Annotated in this window: 17 protein-coding genes; 7 read left to right on the top strand and 10 right to left on the bottom strand. The window is 65.3% G+C overall.

Features of this window, described 5'->3' with window-relative positions; translation table 11 throughout:
- Positions 1–12: 12 nt before the first annotated feature.
- The 6 genes from ACZK2G_RS14470 to ACZK2G_RS14445 form a co-directional block, all read right to left on the bottom strand.
- Complete coding sequence (locus tag ACZK2G_RS14470; protein ID WP_478473679.1) at positions 13–438, bottom strand: hypothetical protein; 426 nt, start codon at positions 436–438, stop codon at positions 13–15.
- 105 nt (positions 439–543) lie between these two features.
- Positions 544–1161 carry a YggN family protein gene (locus ACZK2G_RS14465; RefSeq protein ID WP_046987456.1) on the bottom strand — a complete coding sequence of 206 codons (618 nt, stop codon included), beginning with the start codon at positions 1159–1161 and terminating at the stop codon, positions 544–546.
- 30 nt (positions 1162–1191) lie between these two features.
- Positions 1192–2079, bottom strand: a complete 888-nt coding sequence (locus tag ACZK2G_RS14460; protein ID WP_046987455.1) for a DUF4097 family beta strand repeat-containing protein — start codon at positions 2077–2079, stop codon at positions 1192–1194.
- A gap of 25 nt (positions 2080–2104) precedes the next feature.
- The gene (locus ACZK2G_RS14455; RefSeq protein ID WP_046987454.1) at positions 2105–3127 is read right to left on the bottom strand and encodes an ABC-2 transporter permease; all 1023 of its coding nucleotides are present in this window, start codon (positions 3125–3127) and stop codon (positions 2105–2107) included.
- Positions 3124–4014 (bottom strand): ABC transporter ATP-binding protein, encoded by an 891-nt coding sequence (locus tag ACZK2G_RS14450; protein WP_136640066.1) that lies wholly within the window; start codon positions 4012–4014, stop codon positions 3124–3126. The genes ACZK2G_RS14455 and ACZK2G_RS14450 overlap by 4 nt, the downstream gene beginning before the upstream one ends.
- Positions 4014–4373, bottom strand: a complete 360-nt coding sequence (locus ACZK2G_RS14445; RefSeq protein ID WP_012511573.1) for a GntR family transcriptional regulator — start codon at positions 4371–4373, stop codon at positions 4014–4016. The genes ACZK2G_RS14450 and ACZK2G_RS14445 overlap by 1 nt, the downstream gene beginning before the upstream one ends.
- Positions 4374–4981: 608 nt before the next feature.
- On the opposite strand from ACZK2G_RS14445, the gene ACZK2G_RS14440 reads away from it, so the two are divergent.
- The 6 genes from ACZK2G_RS14440 to ACZK2G_RS14415 all read left to right on the top strand — a co-directional run bounded on the left by ACZK2G_RS14440 (position 4982) and on the right by ACZK2G_RS14415 (position 11073).
- Positions 4982–5569, top strand: coding sequence for a glutathione peroxidase (locus ACZK2G_RS14440; RefSeq protein WP_337302656.1), 588 nt, complete (start codon positions 4982–4984; stop codon positions 5567–5569).
- Positions 5570–5665: 96 nt separating this feature from the next.
- A complete protein-coding gene (locus ACZK2G_RS14435) occupies positions 5666–6643 on the top strand; it encodes an FKBP-type peptidyl-prolyl cis-trans isomerase (protein WP_046982652.1) in 978 nt (325 codons plus the stop codon).
- Between the two features lie 23 nt (positions 6644–6666).
- Positions 6667–8016: a UDP-glucose dehydrogenase family protein gene (locus ACZK2G_RS14430; RefSeq protein WP_046982651.1), complete on the top strand. Its 1350-nt coding sequence runs from the start codon at positions 6667–6669 to the stop codon at positions 8014–8016.
- Positions 8009–8248, top strand: coding sequence for a SlyX family protein (locus tag ACZK2G_RS14425; protein ID WP_046982650.1), 240 nt, complete (start codon positions 8009–8011; stop codon positions 8246–8248). The genes ACZK2G_RS14430 and ACZK2G_RS14425 overlap by 8 nt, the downstream gene beginning before the upstream one ends.
- Before the next feature lie 10 nt (positions 8249–8258).
- Positions 8259–8951: a DUF2058 domain-containing protein gene (locus ACZK2G_RS14420; protein ID WP_046982649.1), complete on the top strand. Its 693-nt coding sequence runs from the start codon at positions 8259–8261 to the stop codon at positions 8949–8951.
- A gap of 49 nt (positions 8952–9000) precedes the next feature.
- Complete coding sequence (locus ACZK2G_RS14415; RefSeq protein WP_295381468.1) at positions 9001–11073, top strand: acyltransferase family protein; 2073 nt, start codon at positions 9001–9003, stop codon at positions 11071–11073.
- Between the two features lie 12 nt (positions 11074–11085).
- Here the strand turns inward: ACZK2G_RS14415 and ACZK2G_RS14410 are convergent, their stop codons facing one another.
- The 4 genes from ACZK2G_RS14410 to ACZK2G_RS14395 form a co-directional block, all read right to left on the bottom strand.
- Positions 11086–12270 (bottom strand): MFS transporter, encoded by a 1185-nt coding sequence (locus ACZK2G_RS14410; protein ID WP_478473677.1) that lies wholly within the window; start codon positions 12268–12270, stop codon positions 11086–11088.
- Between the two features lie 78 nt (positions 12271–12348).
- Entirely contained in the window at positions 12349–15033 is a 2685-nt protein-coding gene (metH, locus tag ACZK2G_RS14405; protein WP_428709348.1) for a methionine synthase, read from the bottom strand.
- 57 nt (positions 15034–15090) lie between these two features.
- Complete coding sequence (locus ACZK2G_RS14400) at positions 15091–16182, bottom strand: homocysteine S-methyltransferase family protein (RefSeq protein WP_478473675.1); 1092 nt, start codon at positions 16180–16182, stop codon at positions 15091–15093.
- A gap of 10 nt (positions 16183–16192) precedes the next feature.
- Complete coding sequence (locus ACZK2G_RS14395; protein ID WP_006376775.1) at positions 16193–17122, bottom strand: ArsR/SmtB family transcription factor; 930 nt, start codon at positions 17120–17122, stop codon at positions 16193–16195.
- A 152-nt stretch (positions 17123–17274) separates the two neighbouring features.
- On the opposite strand from ACZK2G_RS14395, the gene ACZK2G_RS14390 reads away from it, so the two are divergent.
- Positions 17275–18423: an acyl-CoA dehydrogenase family protein gene (locus tag ACZK2G_RS14390; RefSeq protein ID WP_046982644.1), complete on the top strand. Its 1149-nt coding sequence runs from the start codon at positions 17275–17277 to the stop codon at positions 18421–18423.
- The last annotated feature ends 10 nt before the right edge of the window (positions 18424–18433 follow it).

The following is an 18433-nucleotide window of genomic DNA, read 5'->3' as shown; positions in this document are numbered from 1 at the left end:
GCGGCGTTTTTTTCAGCGACGGTCGGCGACGATGTTGCTGAAGGTGTCGGTGTAGTCCTTGAACTCGGGGATACGCTGGATCAGATCGGACGGAATCACTTCCATGCCTTCGGGCGGCTGGATCTTCACTGGCTGCATGTTGGGATCGGCCGGGGCCGCCACCAGAGTGTTCTGGCGCAGTACCTGCAGTTTGCCGAACATGGTCTGCAGCATCTGCTTCTGCGCGTCGTCCAGCGGAATCTGGATTTCGTCCATCTTCATCGTGCCATCGGCGAGGATGATGATGTTCGGCGCGGGTGGGCGACGCACGGTGACCATGCCTTCGCTCACGGAAATCTTGGGCTTGCCGCGCTCGGCGCGGTGGTTGCGGTAATCCTTGTCACAGCCAACCAGGCCCAGGCAGAGCAGGGCGGCCAGCAGCAGGAACAGTTTCTTCATGGCGGTTTGATCGGGTGCATCCGGGGCCGCCATTGTAAGCCCGCGCAGGCAGCGTCGGCCGGCGCCGCTTGCGCGCTGCCGGCCGGGTGCGCTCATTTGCCGCAGTCAGAGATTGACGGTGTGGCCCTTGCCGGTGTCCTTGCCGCAGTCGTCCACGTCGCTCTGGTCCATCGTCGCGTAGGGCTTGAATGCCGGCAGTTCGCGCGCCAGCGCCTGCTGGCTGGCCAGCATCGCGGGCAGGCGGTCGCAGATGCGCTTGGCCTGGGCCTCGATCTTGGCGGCTTCGGCGTTGATGCGCTTCTCGACGCCTTCGCTGTCACCGCTGAAGATGCCCTTCAGCGCCTCGCCGGCGGCACTGGCACCAAGCTTGGCACCGGCCAGGCCGACGTCCATGCCGTCCATCGCGATGGCGACCACGTGGCCGCGGTACTCCAGCAACTGGCGGCGCTGCGCGTCATTGGCGGCGACGTCCTTGCCCGCGATCAGCAGGTGGCCGTCCGGGGTGATTTCTGCGCGCGGCTGCTTGTCGGCGGAGATCTTGATGTTGCCCTGGGCGATGTCCTTGCGGGCATCGTTCATGGCGTCCTTGACGGTCTCGCCGACGCCGCTGGTGGCCTCGGCAACACTCTTGCCGACGGTCTTGTCAGGCGAGGAAGAGGTGCCGCCACAGGCGATCAGCGGCAGGCACAACAGGGTGGCAGGCAGCAGGCGCAACAGGTTCATGGTATTCCCCTGGGATCGGTTGGCTGGAAGTTACTTGTTGCGCGGCAGGGTGACCTTGCCGCTGACATTGCGGTGGCCGACGTCACCGCTGCCGCTGTGGTCGACGGTCAGGCTGCCGCGCACGCCATCGACCTGGATGTCGCCCGAGCCATGGCTGCGGACGTGCACATTGCCGCCGATGTCGGTGAGGTCGACGCCGCCGGAGCCGACCACGCCCACCTCGACATTGCCCTGCACGCGCTTGAACTCGATGTCGCCCGAGCCGACGGTGTCCAGCCGCGCGTTGCCACGCACGTCGGTGATCTTCAGGTCACCGGAGCCGACCGTGCCAGTGCTGGCATCGCCGCCGATGTTGCGCGCCGTAACGTCGCCCGAGCCAAGCGACAGCAGGTTCAGCGAGCTGCCACCGTCGATGTCGAGGTCGCCCGAACCCACTGCGGCATGGATGCTGCCCCGGGTGCCGCGGGCGGCGGCGTCACCGGAACCAACGTCCACGCTCAACGACTGCGCGTTTTCAACGCTGGCGTCGCCCGAGCCGACCTTGACCTGCAGCGGCAGGTTGTCCGGCACGCTGCCGCGGATATCCAGCCAGGCATAGCTGTTGCCCAGGCTGATGTTGCTGATGCGGCCCTCGCGACGCAGGCTGACCACCAGCTTGTCGCCCACCTTGCGCTGGTCCAGCACCAGCTGGTCCAGCCATTCCTGGTTGGAGGCACAGGCGCGGCCGTCGAGCTGGCCACCACCGGCGCTGGCAACGACCTTCAGGTCGTGCTGGTTGACCTCGAACACCACCGCCTTGGCACCGGCCACGTCCAGCTTCAACGTGCGGGCAGCAGTGAACTTGCAGTTCTGTGCATCGGTCGCAAGGGCCGACAGCGGCAACAGCAACAACGCGGTACAGGCGATCAGGGAACGCATGGGTGGTGCCTCCGGGTGGATGGAATCAGATCTCGCCGGCGCGCTTGCGCAGGCGGATGGCGAGGAAGATGAAGAACGCACCGACGGCGGCCCCGATCCACAGTTCCGGCATCGCCAGTGACTTCAGCTGCGAAGCCGGGGACATCAGGCTGACCACCGAATCCAGGTCACGGCGCGAACCGGCGCTGAGGCGGTACACCAGGTCCATGCCCGGCACGCCGCCCAGCAGCAGGCGGCCGACGATGTTCTGCCAGAACCAGCCGGTGCTCAGGCCGAACAGCGGCATGATCTTGGTGGTGCTGACGATGACGCCGGCAAACAGCGGCAGCATCACCGCCCACAGGAACGGCTTGCTCTTGGCCCAGGCCGAGCACAGCAGCAGCCAGCCGGCGGTAGGCAATGCCCACAGGGCATAGACTGGAATCCAGGACAGGTGGCCGGCGGCCAGGGTCAGCGGGCTGGCCGGACCCCAGATCAGGGTCATCGGGCTGCCACCATGCATCAGGGCCACGATGCTGATGATCAGCATGAAGCCGAACATGGTGATGATGCCGGCGATCACCGCGATCAGCGGTGCCACCACCAGTGCACTGATCACCTTGGACAACACGGTCTGCGTGTCCGACAGCGGCAAGGACTTCCAGAACAGGATGCTGCGGTCGCGGCGGTCGTCGTACAGGGCGCCCAGGCAGTAGAAGAACACCACGAAGGCCAGCACCAGGAACGGCCATGCCGAGCTGAGCACCAGGGTCAGGTCGAGGCCGTTGCCGAGGTCGGTGAGGTCCTTGCTGTCGATGTTGCGGGTCAGTAGTGCCAGGTCCAGGCCGTTGACGTTCACGCTTTCGCCATCGACATGCAGCGCGCCGTTACGCGCCGCACGGTTCAGCGCGAACAGGCCGAAGGCGATGCCGACGGTACTCATCACCAGCGAAATCAGGCCGGCGATCAGCGGGGCATACAGGAATCCGCCGCGGTTTTCCCAATACTCGCGCTTGAGCAGCCAGCGCAGCGTACCCAGTGGGCTGACGGGGTGGTTGACGGCATTCATGCGTAGGTCCCCTTCATGATGGCGACGAACAGGTCGGCCAGGCCCGGGCTGCGGGTCTCGCCAAGGGTGGAAAGCTGGGAGCGCGGCACGCCATCGAACAGCATCACGGTCTTGCCGAACGTCAGGCTGCGTTCGTCGATCGGCTTCAGGGCGCGCGCGGTGTCCAGCTGGTCGGCGTTGACCAGCAGTTCGGTGTAGCGCCGCCCGACTTCGTCCATTTCCGCATCAAGCACGATGCGGCCGTCACGGATGAACATCACGTCGCTGAGGATGTGTTCGATCTCTTCCACCTGGTGGGTGGTGACGATGATGGTCTTCTGCTCGTCGAAGTAGTCTTCCAGCAGGCGCTGGTAGAACTCCTTGCGGTACAGGATGTCCAGGCCCAGGGTGGGCTCGTCCAGCACCAGGATACGGGCGTCGATGGCCATCACCAGCGCCAGGTGCAGCTGTACGATCATGCCCTTGGACAGTTCGCGCACGCGCTGCTTCGGCTGCAGCTTGGTGTTGGCCAGGAAGCGCTCACAGCGGGCGCGGTCAAAGCGCGGATGGACGCCGGCAACGAAATCGATCGCCTCACGGACCTTCAACCAGCGCGGCAGCACGGCCACGTCGGCGATGAAACAGATGTCGTTCATCAGCTCATCGCGGTGCAGCCGCGGATCGCGGCCGAGCACGCTCAGCTCGCCTTCCACCGAGGTCAGGCCGAGGATGGCCTTCAGGGCGGTGGTCTTGCCGGCGCCGTTGGGACCGATCAGGCCGATGATGCGCCCGCTCGGAATGCTGAAGCTGGCGTTGTCGAGGGCGACGGTGGTCTTGTAGGCCTTGCGCAGGCCTTTGGCGGTGATGACGGCATCGCCGGGTGCAGCAGTAGTGGGACTGGCATTCATCAGAATTTCCCCTGGGGCAGCAATTCGTCGAGGCTCAGGCCCAGGCGCTGGATGCGCTCCAGGACCGCTGGCCATTCTTCATTGAGAAAGCGTTCGCGTTCGCTGCTGCGCAGCTGCGTGGCCGCCTGTTCGGTCATGAACATGCCCAGCCCGCGGCGCTTTTCGACCAAGCCTTCGTCGGCCAGTTCCTGGTAAGCGCGCGAAACGGTGATGGGGTTGAGCTGGTAGTCGGCGGCCACCTGGCGCACCGAAGGCAGGGCATCGCCCGGCTTGAGGATTCCGTCGAGCATCATGGCGATCACGCGCTCCTTCAACTGACGGTAGATGGGAGCACCGTCGCTCCACTGGATGTCGCTCATATTCAGCTCCGTGGGGTCAGCGGCTGGGCGAACGAGAAGTACGGCATGGACAGGGAGCTGTGCAGCCGACGCGGGGGGGAGGGGGAGGGGGCAGCATTGCCTGCCGGTGAAGCGGTCGCGTCCTGCGCACTATCGGTTGAGGCGGGGGAGGTTGGCGCGGCCAGCCAGGCCAGCACGATCAGGGTCGAAACGGCAGCGGCCGCGGGTGCGGTGAGGTTGCGACGTATCCGGACGTTCATGGCTTCCCCCTGTCTCAGGTGACTGGTGTTGTATGCAACTATAACACCGGCACGCCTACGTGCAACCCCCTACCGTCCCCAACTGATGGCAGGGGTGGTCAGATTGCTGAAATATCCCTTTATTCAATTGATTTAAAAGAGAAATAAAACTGTCGCAGGGGGCAGTCCACATCCGCCTTGCATTCAGTGATGTCCATGCTATGTCATCACTGCGCCGTCGATCGCGCCCGGGCGGCGCATTCGCCACGCCGCGCAAAGCCCGGGTGGGCCTGTGCCATCAGGGGCGCCGGAGCCCGGTGCTATAGTTCGGCCGATCCCCGGCCGGTGCTGGCCGGGCCCCTGTTGAATGGCTACCGCGGACCGCTCCTGATGCCCCTGCCGACTGTTTCCCCGCGCCGCCTGCGCGGTCTGTACCTGCTGGTCCTGATGGTGGCCGGCGCTGCTGGTTCCGGCAGTGCCCTTGCTGCCGATCTGCTCGACCTGGATTACCGGCCGCTGGCCGGCAAGCAGCAGGTCAACCTGCAGCAGCGCTACCACGGGCAGGTGCTGCTGGTGGTCAACACCGCCAGCAAGTGCGGCTATACCCCGCAGTACGAAGGGCTGGAAGCGCTGCAGAAGCGCTATGCGGGGCGTGGCTTCGCGGTGCTTGGCTTCCCGTCCAATGATTTCAAGGGCCAGGAGCCGGGCGACGAGAAGCAGATCCAGGATTTCTGCACCCTGACCTACGGCGTCAAGTTCCCGATGTTCGAGAAGGTGCATGTGGTGGGGGAGCAGGCAACGCCGCTTTATCAGCGCCTTGCCGCAGCCACCGGCGTAGCCCCGGCCTGGAACTTCCACAAATACCTGGTCGGCCGCGATGGCAAGGTCATCGCCCAGTTCGCCAGCAAGGTGACGCCGGATGATGCACAGCTCACCGCCGCCATCGACAAGGCGCTGGCCGCTACCGCCACGCATTGATATCCGGCATGTATGCCTCGACATCGACGGCATGCGTGCGACAATGACTCTTTTCGCGCCGACGTCGGCGCCCGGACACTTTCAGGAATGCAGCGAATGAAGATGGGAATGCGCGGCGCCGCGGCGTCGGTTCTGATTCTGGCAATGGGCACTTCGGGTGTCGCTCTGTCGCAACAACCGGCTGCCCCCGCAGCCGCCAAGGAGACCGCAACCTTGAATTCCCCCAAGCAGAAGCTCGGCTACGCCATTGGCCTGGACGTGGCCAAGTCGTTCACTCCGATTGCCGATGAGATTGACGTAGCTGCCCTGCGCACCGCCGTGGAGCGCTCCTTCGAAGGCCTGCAGCCCCAGATCACCCAGGAACAGGCCAAGGCCACCGATGCCGCACTGCGCCAGGTGGTGATGGCCCGCAGCGGCCAGCAGGTGCCGGGCATGGCGCCGGGCTCGCAGCCGGCGAAAGTGGACCGCGTCAAGGTGTCGCAGATGATCGGTTCCTATTCGGTCGGTCCGTCGCTGGCGCAGCTGAAGGACGACATCGACGTCGCCTCGCTGTTTGACGCGATCAGCACCGGCCTGAGCAAGGGCCAGCCGAAGATGACGGAAGCTGACGCGACCGCCACCATCCAGTCGTTCATGGGTGCCAAGCAGGCCGAAATGCAGGCCAAGGCCGCCGCCGCCGCGCAGACCAACCGCGAGGAAGGCAATGCGTTCATGTCCAAGAACAAGACCCAGCCGGGCGTGGTGACCACCGCCTCGGGCCTGCAGTACCAGGTGATCCGCCCGGGTAGCGGCGAGCGCCCGCTGCCGAGCAGCAAGGTGCGCGTGAACTACGAAGGCAAGCTGCTCAACGGTACCGTGTTCGACAGCTCCTACGGCCGCCAGCCGGCCGAGTTCGGTCTGGACCAGGTGATCAAGGGCTGGACCGAGGGCGTCGCGCTGATGCCGGTCGGCTCGAAATACCGCTTCTGGATCCCGGGCAACCTGGCCTATGGCGAAAACGGCACCCCGGGTGGCCCGATCGGCCCGAACGCAACTCTGACCTTCGACGTCGAGCTGCTGGGCGTCCTGCCGTAAGTCATCCAGGAGCGAATACGGATATGCGCGTTGCGATTTTTGGTACCGGCTACGTTGGACTGGTAACCGGTACCTGCCTGGCCGATGTGGGTCATCAGGTGGTCTGCGTCGATATCGACCAGGCCAAAGTGGATGGCCTCAACCAGGGCATCATCCCGATCTACGAGCCGGGCCTGGAGCCCATGGTGAAGGCCAACCATGCCGCCTTGCGGCTGGCATTCACCACCGATGCCGCGGCCGCCATCGACCATGGCCAGGTCGTTTTCATCGCCGTAGGCACGCCACCGGACGAGGATGGCAGCGCCGATCTGCAGTACGTGCTGGCCGTGGCCCGCACCATCGGCCGGCACATGAGTGTGCCGACCGTGGTGGTCAACAAGTCGACGGTGCCGGTCGGCACCGCCGACAAGGTGCGCGCGGCCATTGCCGAAGAGTTGGCTGCGCGCAATGCGGACATCGCCTTCGACGTGGTGTCCAACCCGGAGTTCCTGAAGGAAGGCGATGCGGTTGCCGACTGCATGCGCCCGGACCGCATCATCATCGGTGCGACCAGCGAAGAATCGGTGGCGGTCATGCGCCGTCTGTATGCGCCGTTCAACCGCAACCACGACCGTGTGGTGGAAATGGACGTACGTTCGGCCGAACTGACCAAGTACGCGGCCAACGCGATGCTGGCGACCAAGATTTCGTTCATGAACGAAATCGCCAACATCGCCGAGCGTGTCGGTGCAGATGTCGAGCAGGTCCGCCAGGGCATCGGTTCGGACCCGCGCATCGGTTGGCATTTCATCTATCCGGGCGCCGGCTATGGCGGCTCGTGCTTCCCCAAGGATGTGCAGGCGCTGGCCCGCACCGCGCAGCAGTACGGCCTCGAGCCGAAGCTGCTGAACGCGGTGGAAGCGGTCAACGATGCACAGAAGGGCCATCTGTTCGCCCTCATCCAGCGCCACTATGACAAGGGCGAGGACGAAGGCGTGCGCGGCAAGACGTTTGCCGTGTGGGGCCTGGCCTTCAAGCCGAACACCGACGACATGCGCGAAGCCTCCAGCCGTCGCCTGCTTGCGCAGCTGTGGGAAGGTGGCGCGACGGTGCGTGCATATGACCCGGAAGCGATGCATGAATCGCAGCGCATCTTCGGCGAGCGCGACGACCTGGTGTTCTGCAACAGCGCTGATGAAGCGCTGCAGGGTGCCGACGCACTGGTCGTGGTGACCGAATGGAAGCAGTTCCGCAGCCCCGATTTCCAGAAGCTGCGCGAGCAGCTGAAGGACGCGGCGGTGTTCGATGGCCGCAATCTGTACGAGCCGGCCGAGGTGGAAGCCGCAGGCCTGGCGTACTACGGTATCGGCCGGGGGCGTTCGCTGCATGTCTGAGCTGCCGACCGAACGTGAGCAGGCGCTGGAAGCGCGCCTGGTCGAGCTTGAAATGCGCGTGTCCTTCCAGGAACAGGCGCTTGCCGAACTGAGCGATGCGCTGGCTGATGCCCGCATGCAGGGCATGCGCAACGCCGACGTGCTGCGCGTGCTGCTGGAAGACCTGGGCAAGGTCCGCAACGCACTGAATTCTTCCGATCCGGCGAGCGAACCGCCGCCGCCGCACTACTGATCCGAACTCTATGAGCGATACCCTCCGCGACCAGCTGATGGGCCTGGGCTTCAAGCCGGCGCCCAAGCCCGAGCGCAAGAATGATGGCCCTCGCCGTGACGGCCGCCCACAGGGCAAGGGCGGCAATGGCAATGGAAAGCCGCAGGGTGCAGGCAAGGGCGAGCACAAGCCCGGCGAGCGCCGTGGCCATGGTCACCACGCTGGAGCCGGCAAGCCCGGCGGCCAGGCGCGTGGCCAGGGCCAGGGGCAGCAGGGCCCGCGCAAGCCGCGCAGTGCCGAAGAGATGGATCTGGCCAAGGCCTACGCCATCCGTGCGCAGAAGGAAAAGGAAGAACGGATCCAGGCAGAGCGCCTGAAGCAGGAAGAAGCGCGCGTGCGCCGCGAGGCGAAGGCCAAGCTGGAAGAGCTGCTGAAGGACAAGGGCCTGAATGCCGAGGATGCCGACATTGCCCGCCACTTCCCGTATGGCGGCAAGATCAAGCGCATCTACGTGACTGCCGAGCAGCTGACTGCGCTCAATGCAGGTGAACTGGGCGTGGTCCAGCTCAATGGCCGCTACCTGCTGGTCACCGCCGAAGTGCTGGCGCAGTCCGAGGCAGTGTTTGCCGCGTCGGTGGCGCTGAAGGTCGATCCGAACGCGCCGGCCGAGGAAGATCCATACGCCGACCCGCAGTTCCAGGTGCCGGACGACCTGGTCTGGTAAGGACGCAACCACCGCGGATGGCGCTGCCTCCGCGGTTGTGGGGAAAGGGATGACCGCTGAACCAATCCGTGGCTACGTGCCGCACATTGACGGTCTGCGCGCGATTGCCGTGCTGGCCGTCATCGTGTTCCACCTGGACCCGGCCTGGTTGCCGGGCGGGTTTACTGGCGTAGATGTGTTCTTCGTCATCTCCGGTTTCGTGGTCAGCGCGTCGGTGCACCGGCTGCCACCGTTGTCGCTGTGGCAATCGATGCTGCGCTTCTATTCGCGCCGTATCCGCCGCATCGCACCTGCGCTGATCAGCTGCCTGCTGCTGACCGCCGTTGCCAGCGTGCTGTTCATTCCCGAGTCCTGGCTCAGCGAGGCCAGTGACAAGACCGGGCTGATGGCGTTCTTCGGCTTCAGCAACTGGGTACTGGCGCTGATCGGCAACGATTATTTCGCGCCCAAGGCCGAATTCAATCCCTACACCCATACCTGGTCGCTGGGCGTGGAAGAGCAGTTCTACCTGCTGTTCCCGCTGCTGTTCCTCGCCTGGGCACGCGGCGCGCGCGGGCGTTGGATGAGCCTGGGCTTGTTTGCCGTGGTCAGCGTGGCGTCGCTGCTGCATGCGGCGGTGCTGGGCCTGCGCGAGACACCTCCATCGTGGGCGTTCTACGCCACCAGTACGCGGCTGTGGCAGTTGGGTGTTGGCGTACTGTTGTTCCAGGTGCTGCATGTTCGCCAGCCACAGGATCCAGTGACGACGGCTGCACTGAAGCGCGCCGCCCCCGTATTCTCGCTGCTTGCGATGGTGGCGCTTGCCCTGCTGTGTTGGGCGTTGTGGACCGCACGGGCCGGACGTTCGCCGTGGCCTGACGGCCTGCTGCCGACCTTCGCTGCGGCAGGCCTGCTGTGGGCGCTCCATCATCATCCGCGGTCCTGGGTGGCACGCCTGCTGGCCAGCAAGCCGATGCGCTACATCGGCCTGCTCTCGTACTCACTGTACCTGTGGCACTGGCCGGTATTCGTGCTGATGCGCTGGACCGTAGGCCTGCAGACCCCCTTGCAGATGACCACGGCGATGGCGCTGGTATTGCTGCTGTCATGGTTGTCGTGGCGCTGGGTGGAGCAACCGTTCCGCGGCACATTGGCGCAACGCGTGCGCCCAGGTCGTTGGGTGCTGGCAGGCGCGGCCATTCTGATGGTCGCGGCCGGCACCCAGACGCTGCTGTACCTGCAGGCATCGCGGATATCACTGAGCACGGTCAGCCGGCATCCGGCCGACTGGTATCCCAACGGCAAGAGCGTGTCAGGCGACTATCCTCATTGTGCATTGGTGACGGACAAGCAGCGCTTCGCAGGTGGCAGCATGCGGACCTATGCCCGTGGCGCCTGCGAACGGCCGCTGTCGGCCGGCGCGCCAAAGCGGGTCTTTGTTGCCGGTGATTCGCATGCGATGGCTTACATCGAGCTGCTGCAGCGGGTGGCGCTTGAGGCCGGCTCGGAGGTCGTCCTCTATGGGCGAGGTGGATGCCCGCAGGTGAGCCTGCAGAAGTGGCGCGGCGCGGGTGCCGGTTGCAGTGATTTCGACGCAGCGATGCTCGCTGACGTCACGCAGCGAGCGCAGCCAGGTGATGCCGTGGTGCTGGTGTCGCTGCGGATACCGCGCTTGTCCGATCAGTTCGTGTTGTTCGATGCGCAGGCGCAGCTGGCAGGCGAGCTGACCCCGGAAGCCGCTGCTGGACGTGAGGCCGAAGTGGCAGAGGCGATCACCCAGTGGAAGCCGCTGGCCGAGCGCGGTGTACGTATTGTGCTGGAGGCGCCCAAGCCGGTGTTGCCGGCGCCGCCGTATCGCTGTTCGGATCGCTTCAATGCGCGCAACGAGATCTGCCGCAATGGCTTGGACAGCACGCGCGAGGCGATGGAAACGCTGCGTGCGCCGATGCTGGGCAGCCTGCGGCAAGTGGTCGATGGCCTGCCGGGCGGCGTGCTGTGGGACCCGATGCCGGTGCTGTGCGATGACGTGCTATGTCCAGCACAGCGCGATGGTCGACCGTTGTTCTTCGATGGTGATCATCTCAGCGCTCACGGCAACCGTGTGTTGCTGCCTTCGTTGCAGCAGGCTCTGCAGCAGCGCTGACCTGGCGCATGGTCAGTGCGCGCGACGCCGCCGTCTCGCGCGGATCAGCGGCAGGCTCAATGCGAAGAAGCACAGCAGGGCACCGATCAGGGCGAAAGCACTGCCGGCCAGGAATGCAGTGCGGCCATCGTCGATCTTCCACAGCTGCCCGGCGATGAGCGCGCCCAGCACGCCGCCGACACCGGACGAGAATCCGTACAGCAGGCCCTGGCCATGGCCATTGAGGCGGCCGGGGAAATAGGTCGCCAGCATCTGCATCGCTGCCGCGAAGAAGGCAGCAAAGCCGAGCGCATGGGCGCTCTGCGCCACCAGCATCACCGGCAGGTTCTGCGGGAACAACGCGGTCGCCGCCCAGCGCAGGCAGGAGCTGACCAGCGCGATCAGCAGCATCCAGCTGGCGTCGTAGCGGCGGAAGAAGCGGCCGATGGTGAAGAACACGCCTACCTCGAACACCACGCCGATGGTCCACAGCAGGCCGAGGGTGGAGGTGCGATAGCCGTGGTGGTCCATGTAGACCGAGAAGAACGTGTAGTACGGGCCGAACGACAGCTGCTCCATGAACGCGGCCAGGAAGAACGCGAGCACTGGTGGCCGGCGCACGATCTGCCAGAAGCCAGTGGCATCGCCGTCGGCCTTGCTGATGTCACGTGCATAGTGGTTGCTGAAGGCCGAGGCCACCATCAACACAAACAACGGCAGCATCAGCCACGGCAGCAGCGCGGCGCGGTTGCCGCTGCCACCGCCCTCGATCAACCAGCCGAACAGGGTCACGATGGCGATGAAGCCGAGCGAGCCCCAGACCCGGATCAGGCCGTAGCGATGGCTGTCGCCGCCGAGGTGAGTGAGGGTGATCGACTCAAACTGCGGCATCACCGCGTTGTAGAAGAAGCAGAACACGACCATCGCCGGGTACATCCATGGCTGTGGCAGCGGCAGCAGGAAGGCGGTGAAACTGATCAGCGCCAGCACGCACCCCAGCCGCAGCAGGCGGATCGGTCGTGGTGAGGCTGCGGCCAGGGTGGTCCACATGCTGGGGGCGACCACGCGGGTGGCATACCACAGGCCCATCATCACGCTGATGGCGGTGACGCTCATGCCGCGCGCCGTCAGGAACAGGCTCCAGTACGGAGTGAACGCACCGAGCGCCGCGTAGTAGAACAGGTAGAAGCTGGAGAGGCGGGCAACGGGAACGGTCATCGCAGAATAATGCACGGTAGCGCCGGGCCATGCCCGGGGGACAGGAGATGACGCCGGGTATGGCCCGGTGCTACCGGATCATTCCGGATCGTAGTCGAGGTTGGAGGCCAGCCAGCGTTCGGCCTGGGCGCGATCCACGCCCTTGCGCCGAGCGTAATCGCCCACCTGCTCGCGGCCGAGGCGCCCGACCACGAAGTACTGGCTCTGCGGATGGCTGAAGTAATAGCCCGACACCGCCGCGGTCGGCAGCATCGCGAAGCTTTCGGTCAGCTCCATGCCGGCGTTGGCTTCTGCTTGCAGAAGGTCGAACAGCCGGCGCTTCTCGCTGTGCTCCGGGCAGGCCGGGTAGCCGGGAGCCGGGCGGATGCCGCTGTACTGCTCGTCGATCAGCGCCTCGTTGTCCAGTGTCTCGGCATGGTCGTAGCCCCAGAAATCGGTACGCACGCGCTGGTGCAGGCGCTCGGCCAGCGCTTCGGCGAAGCGATCGGCGAGGGCCTTCAGCAGGATCGCGTTGTAGTCGTCGTGGTCGGCCTCGAACCGGGCCACGTGCGCATCGATGCCGATGCCGGCGGTGACAGCGAATGCACCGATCCAGTCCTGGCGGCCACTGTCGGCCGGTGCGATGAAATCGGCGAGGCAGAAGTCCGGGCGCTCGGCGGGCTTGTCCACCTGCTGGCGCAGGAAGTGCAGGGTGGTCTCGCCTTGCGGGTGTTGTACGCGCACGTCGTCGCCGACGCTGTTGGCCGGCCACAGGCCGAACACGGCCTTGGCGGTGAGCCACTTCTCGCCAACGATGCGGTCGAGCATCACTCGGGCATCCTTGTACAGATCGCTGGCCTGCGCGCCGACGATTTCGTCGGTGAGGATGGCGGGATACTTGCCGGCCAGTTCCCAGGCCTGGAAGAAAGGTGTCCAGTCGATGTAGGGCACCAGTTCGGCCAGCGGGTAATCGTCGAACACATGCAGGCCGGGCTGGTTCGGAGCCGGCGGTACATAGCTGTCCCAGCCGCCCTGGAACTTCTGCCCACGAGCGTGTTCCAGCGAAACCAGTCGCTTGGCATCACCACGGTTGCGGTGACGTGCGCGGATCTCGGCATAGTCGGCTTCGTTGGCCGCGACGAAGGCCGCGCGCAGGTCGCGTGAGATCAACGACTGGGCAACGCCAACCGCTCGTGAGGCGTCCTTCACCCATACCGTGGGCGCGTGATAGTGCGGGTCGATCTTCAGCGCGGTATGCGCGCGCGACGTGGTGGCGCCGCCGATCAGCAGCGGCAGATCGAAGCCCTGGCGCTGCATCTCGCGGGCGACGTGGCTCATCTCCTCCAGCGACGGAGTGATCAGCCCGGACAGGCCGATCAGATCGGCATTGTGCTCGCGCGCGGCGTCGAGGATCTTCTGCGCCGGCACCATCACCCCCAGATCCACCACCTCGAAGTTGTTGCAGGCCAGGACCACGCCCACGATGTTCTTGCCGATGTCGTGCACATCGCCCTTCACCGTGGCCATGATGATGCGGCCGTTGCTCTTGGCGGTATCGCCGCTGCGCGCCTTTTCAGCTTCGATGTAAGGCAGCAGGTAGGCCACCGCCTTCTTCATCACCCGCGCGGACTTGACCACCTGCGGCAGGAACATCTTGCCGGCGCCGAACAGATCGCCGACTACGTTCATGCCATCCATCAACGGACCTTCGATTACGTCCAGCGGGCGGCTCGATGCCTGCCGTGCCAGCTCGGTGTCTTCTTCGACCCAGGCGTCCAGGCCGTGCACCAGTGCATGTGCCAGGCGCTGCGCGACCGGCTTCTCGCGCCAGGCCAGGTCCTCGGTCTTCGCCGCGCCCTTCTTGCCCTTGTAGCGTTCGGCAATCTCCAGCAGTCGCTCGGTGGCGTCGCTGCGGCGATTGAGGATCACATCCTCGACGCGTTCGCGCAGTTCCGGCTCCAGCTCGTCGTAGATCGGCATGGCGCCGGCGTTGACGATGCCCATGTCCATGCCGGCAGCGATGGCGTGGTACAGGAACACCGAGTGGATCGCCTGGCGCACGGTCTCGTTGCCACGGAACGAGAACGAGACGTTGGAAACGCCGCCGGATACATGGCAGTGCGGAAGGGTCTGCTTGATGATGCGGGTAGCTTCGATGAAGTCCACCGCATAGTTGTCGTGCTCTTCGATGCCGGTGGCGACAGCGAAGATGTTCGGGTCGAAGATGATGTCCTGCGGCGGGAAACCGATCTCGTCGACCAGCAGGCGGTAGGCGCGGGTGCAGATCTCGACCTTGCGCGCGCAGGTATCGGCCTGGCCGGCCTCGTCGAAGGCCATCACCACCGCGGCCGCGCCATAGCGCAGCACCTTGCGTGCATGTTCGCGGAACAGCGTTTCGCCTTCCTTCAGCGAGATCGAATTGACCACGCTCTTGCCCTGCAGGCACTTCAGGCCGGCCTCGATCACGCTCCACTTCGACGAGTCGACCATCACCGGAATACGCGCGATGTCCGGTTCGGACATGATCAGGTTGAGGTAGCGTGTCATCGCCGCTTCCGAATCGATCAGGCCCTCGTCCATGTTGACGTCGAGAATCTGCGCGCCGCTGGCCACCTGCTGGCGGGCCACGTCCACCGCCTCTTCGTAGCGACCTTCCTTGATCAGCTTGCGGAACTGCGCACTGCCGGTGACGTTGGTGCGCTCACCGACATTGATGAACAGCAGGTCCGGGGTGATGACCAGTGGTTCCAGGCCGGACAGGCGTGTAGGGCGGACAGGCGTCATGGTTGGCGGCGGCTCAACAGCAATAGGACGGAAAGTGCGGGACGATGGCGGCGACGTTCATGCGGCCTGTTCCTGCGCGCCGGGCAGGACGCGCGGCGGCAGCCCGGCCACCGCCTGCGCGATGGCGCGGATGTGATCGGGCGTGGAGCCGCAGCAGCCGCCGACCAGGTTCAACAGCCCATCCTCGGCGAAGCCGCGCAGGGTCTTGGCCATTTCTTCAGGTGTTTCGTCGTACTCGCCGAACGCGTTGGGCAGGCCTGCATTGGGATGCGCACTGACATGGCAGTCCGACACCTGCGACAGGGTTTCCACATGCGGGCGCATCGCATCGGCGCCCAGCGCGCAGTTCAGGCCGATCGACAGCGGCCGCGCATGCGCCAATGAGGCATGGAAGGCCTCGGCGGTCTGCCCGGACAGGGTGCGTCCCGATGCATCGGTGATGGTGCCGGAGATCATCACCGGCAGCCGCGCACCACGTGCATCGAAAGCTTCCTCCACGGCATACAGGGCGGCCTTGGCATTGAGCGTGTCGAAGATGGTCTCGACCATGATGGTATCTGCACCACCGTCGATCAGGCCGTCGATGGCCTCGCGGTAGGTGCCGCGCAACTCGTCGAAGCTGGTGTTGCGGAAGCCGGGATCATTCACGTCGGGGCTGATCGAGGCGGTGCGGCTGGTCGGGCCGAGCACGCCGATGACAAAGCGCGGCTTGCCCGGCGTGGTCGCGGCCACGGCATCGCAGCAGGCGCGTGCGACTGCCGCCCCAGCTTTGTTCAATTCGTACACGAGGTGTTCGAGGTGGTAGTCGGCCTGGCTGACCGAGGTGGCATTGAAGGTATTGGTCTCCACCAGGTCGGCGCCAGCGTCCAGGTACGCGGTGTGGATGTCGGCGATGATCTGCGGCCGGGTCAGCAGCAGCAGATCGTTGTTGCCCTTCAGGTCGTGGCCTTCCGGCACTGCGTGGTCGCAGCCGGGGCCATGGGCGTGGTCGAAGCCACCGGCGAAGCGCTCGCCTCGATAGTCGTCCTCCTGCAGCCCATGGCGCTGGATCATCGTGCCCATCGCGCCGTCGATGATCAGGATCCGCTCGCGCAGGGCATCGAGCAGGGCGTTGGCGCGATCGGGATGCAACCAGGGCAGGGTGGGCATGGTCTCGGGCTCATGGCTTGTTGGCGATCAGCGAAATCACTTCGAAGTGCGGCGGGCGCTTCTCGCGGGTGACGGTCTCCAGGCTCGACACCTGCAGGCCGGCCTTGTCGACGAACTTGCGCAGTTCCTTGTCGCTGAAACCGAGGTTGACGTGGCCGTAGGCCTCCACCGCGGCCTTGTGTTCGTGCCGGGCCAGGCTGCACAGCAGCAGGCGGCCACCGGGGCGCAGCACGCGCGCGGCTTCGGTTACCGCCTGCGCCGGCTTGCTGGCATAGGTCAGCGCGTGCATCAGCACCACCAGGTCAAAGCTGCGGTCCTTGAACGGCAGGGCATGCATGTCGCCTTCGCGCACTTCCACGTTGGGCAGGCGGCGCAGGCGTTCGCTGGCGGCGGCAACCACGCGCGCACTGGTGTCGATGCAGATGTAGCGCTTGGCATGCGGGGCCACGAGTTCGGCCAGCACGCCGTCACCGGAGGCGATATCGAGCACGTCACCGGTTTCCAGCAGCGGCAGCGCAGTGCGTGCAAGCGCTTCCCAGGTACGACCCGGGGAGTAGTGGCGCTCCATGTCGCCGGCCACGCTGTCGGCCCAGTTCTGGTCGGAAGCACGGTGGGCCAGCACGGCGGCAACCCGTTCAGCATCCTGGCGCAGCAGCGGGTCGTCGCTTCCGTTGCTCAAGGCATGCCACAATGCGCGCTGCGCCGGGTCCAGCTGGGCCTCATCGAAGCGGTAGTAGGCCGACACGCCGGCACGGCGGTCGCGGACCAGGCCAGCTTCCTTCAGGCGCGCCAAGTGGGTGGACACGCGCGGCTGCGCCAGCCGGGTGATCGCCGACAGTTCGGCCACGGTCAGCTCCTCCTGCTCCAGCAGCGCCAGCAGGCGCACGCGGGTGGCATCGGCGAACACCTTCAGGCGTGTCGACCAGTCTTCCAGATCCATAAATATCTACCTATCGCGATATAGAGATATATTCGCTGAGGTTGCCTGTCGCGGTCAAGTCGCTGGCGTACGGAAGCGCTCGGCCCCGTTACAATCTGGGCACCTGGGCGCGCCGTGTGCGGCCCACATCATCATGTACCCGGGAGGGTGTTGTGGATTTCAGCTTTACTGAAGAGCAGTTGATGCTGCAGGACGTGGCGCGGCGCATCGCGCAGGAGAAGATCGCCCCCAGCGCGGAGCACCATGACCGCACCGGCGAATTCCCGTTGGACAACATCCGCCTGCTGGGCGAGAACGGCCTGATGGGTATCGAAGTGCCGGCCGAGTATGGCGGCGCGGGCATGGACCCGATTGCGTACGTGCTGGCGATGGTGGAGGTCGCCGCCGGTGATGCTGCGCATTCGACCATCATGTCGGTCAACAATTCGCTGTTCTGCAACGGCATCCTCACCCACGGCAATGAAGCGCAGAAGCAGAAGTACGTGCGTGCCATCGCCGAGGGTGAAGCCATTGGCGCGTTCGCGCTGACCGAGCCGCAGTCCGGGTCCGACGCCACTGCCATGCGCTGCCGCGCGGTCAAGCAGGCCGACGGAACCTTCGTCATCAACGGCAAGAAGAGCTGGATCACCTCCGGCCCGGTAGCCAAGTACATTGTGTTGTTTGCGATGAGCGAGCCTGACAAGGGCGCGCGCGGCATCACTGCGTTCATGATCGATACTGACAAGGCGGGCTTCGGGCGCGGCAAGACCGAGCCGAAGCTGGGCATCCGCGCATCGGCGACCTGCGAGATCGAGTTCAACGATTACGTGGCACAGGCCGAAGACGTGCTGGGCCAGGAAGGCGAGGGCTTCAAGATCGCCATGGGCGTGCTCGATGCTGGCCGCATCGGCATTGCTTCGCAGGCCATCGGCATCGCCCGCGCCGCCTATGAAGCGACGATCGAGTATGTGAAGGAGCGCAAGGCATTCGGCGCCGCAATCGGCACCTTCCAGATGACCCAGGCCAAGATCGCCGACATGAAGTGCAAGCTGGACGCAGCGCTGCTGCTGACCCTGCGCGCGGCGTGGGTGAAGGGGCAAGGCAAGCGCTTCAGCAATGAAGCGGCCATTGCCAAGCTGACCGCTTCGGAAGCGGCGATGTGGATCACCCACCAGGCCGTGCAGATCCACGGCGGCATGGGCTACTCCAAGGAAATGCCGCTGGAGCGCTACTTCCGTGATGCCAAGATCACCGAGATCTACGAAGGCACCTCGGAGATCCAGCGCCTGGTGATCGCCCGTAACGAGACCGGGCTGCGCTGATTTTCCCGTG

This window comes from Stenotrophomonas sp. 107298_Sma (genome assembly GCF_056480345.1).
This window is presented reverse-complemented; position numbering and strand designations above follow the sequence as displayed.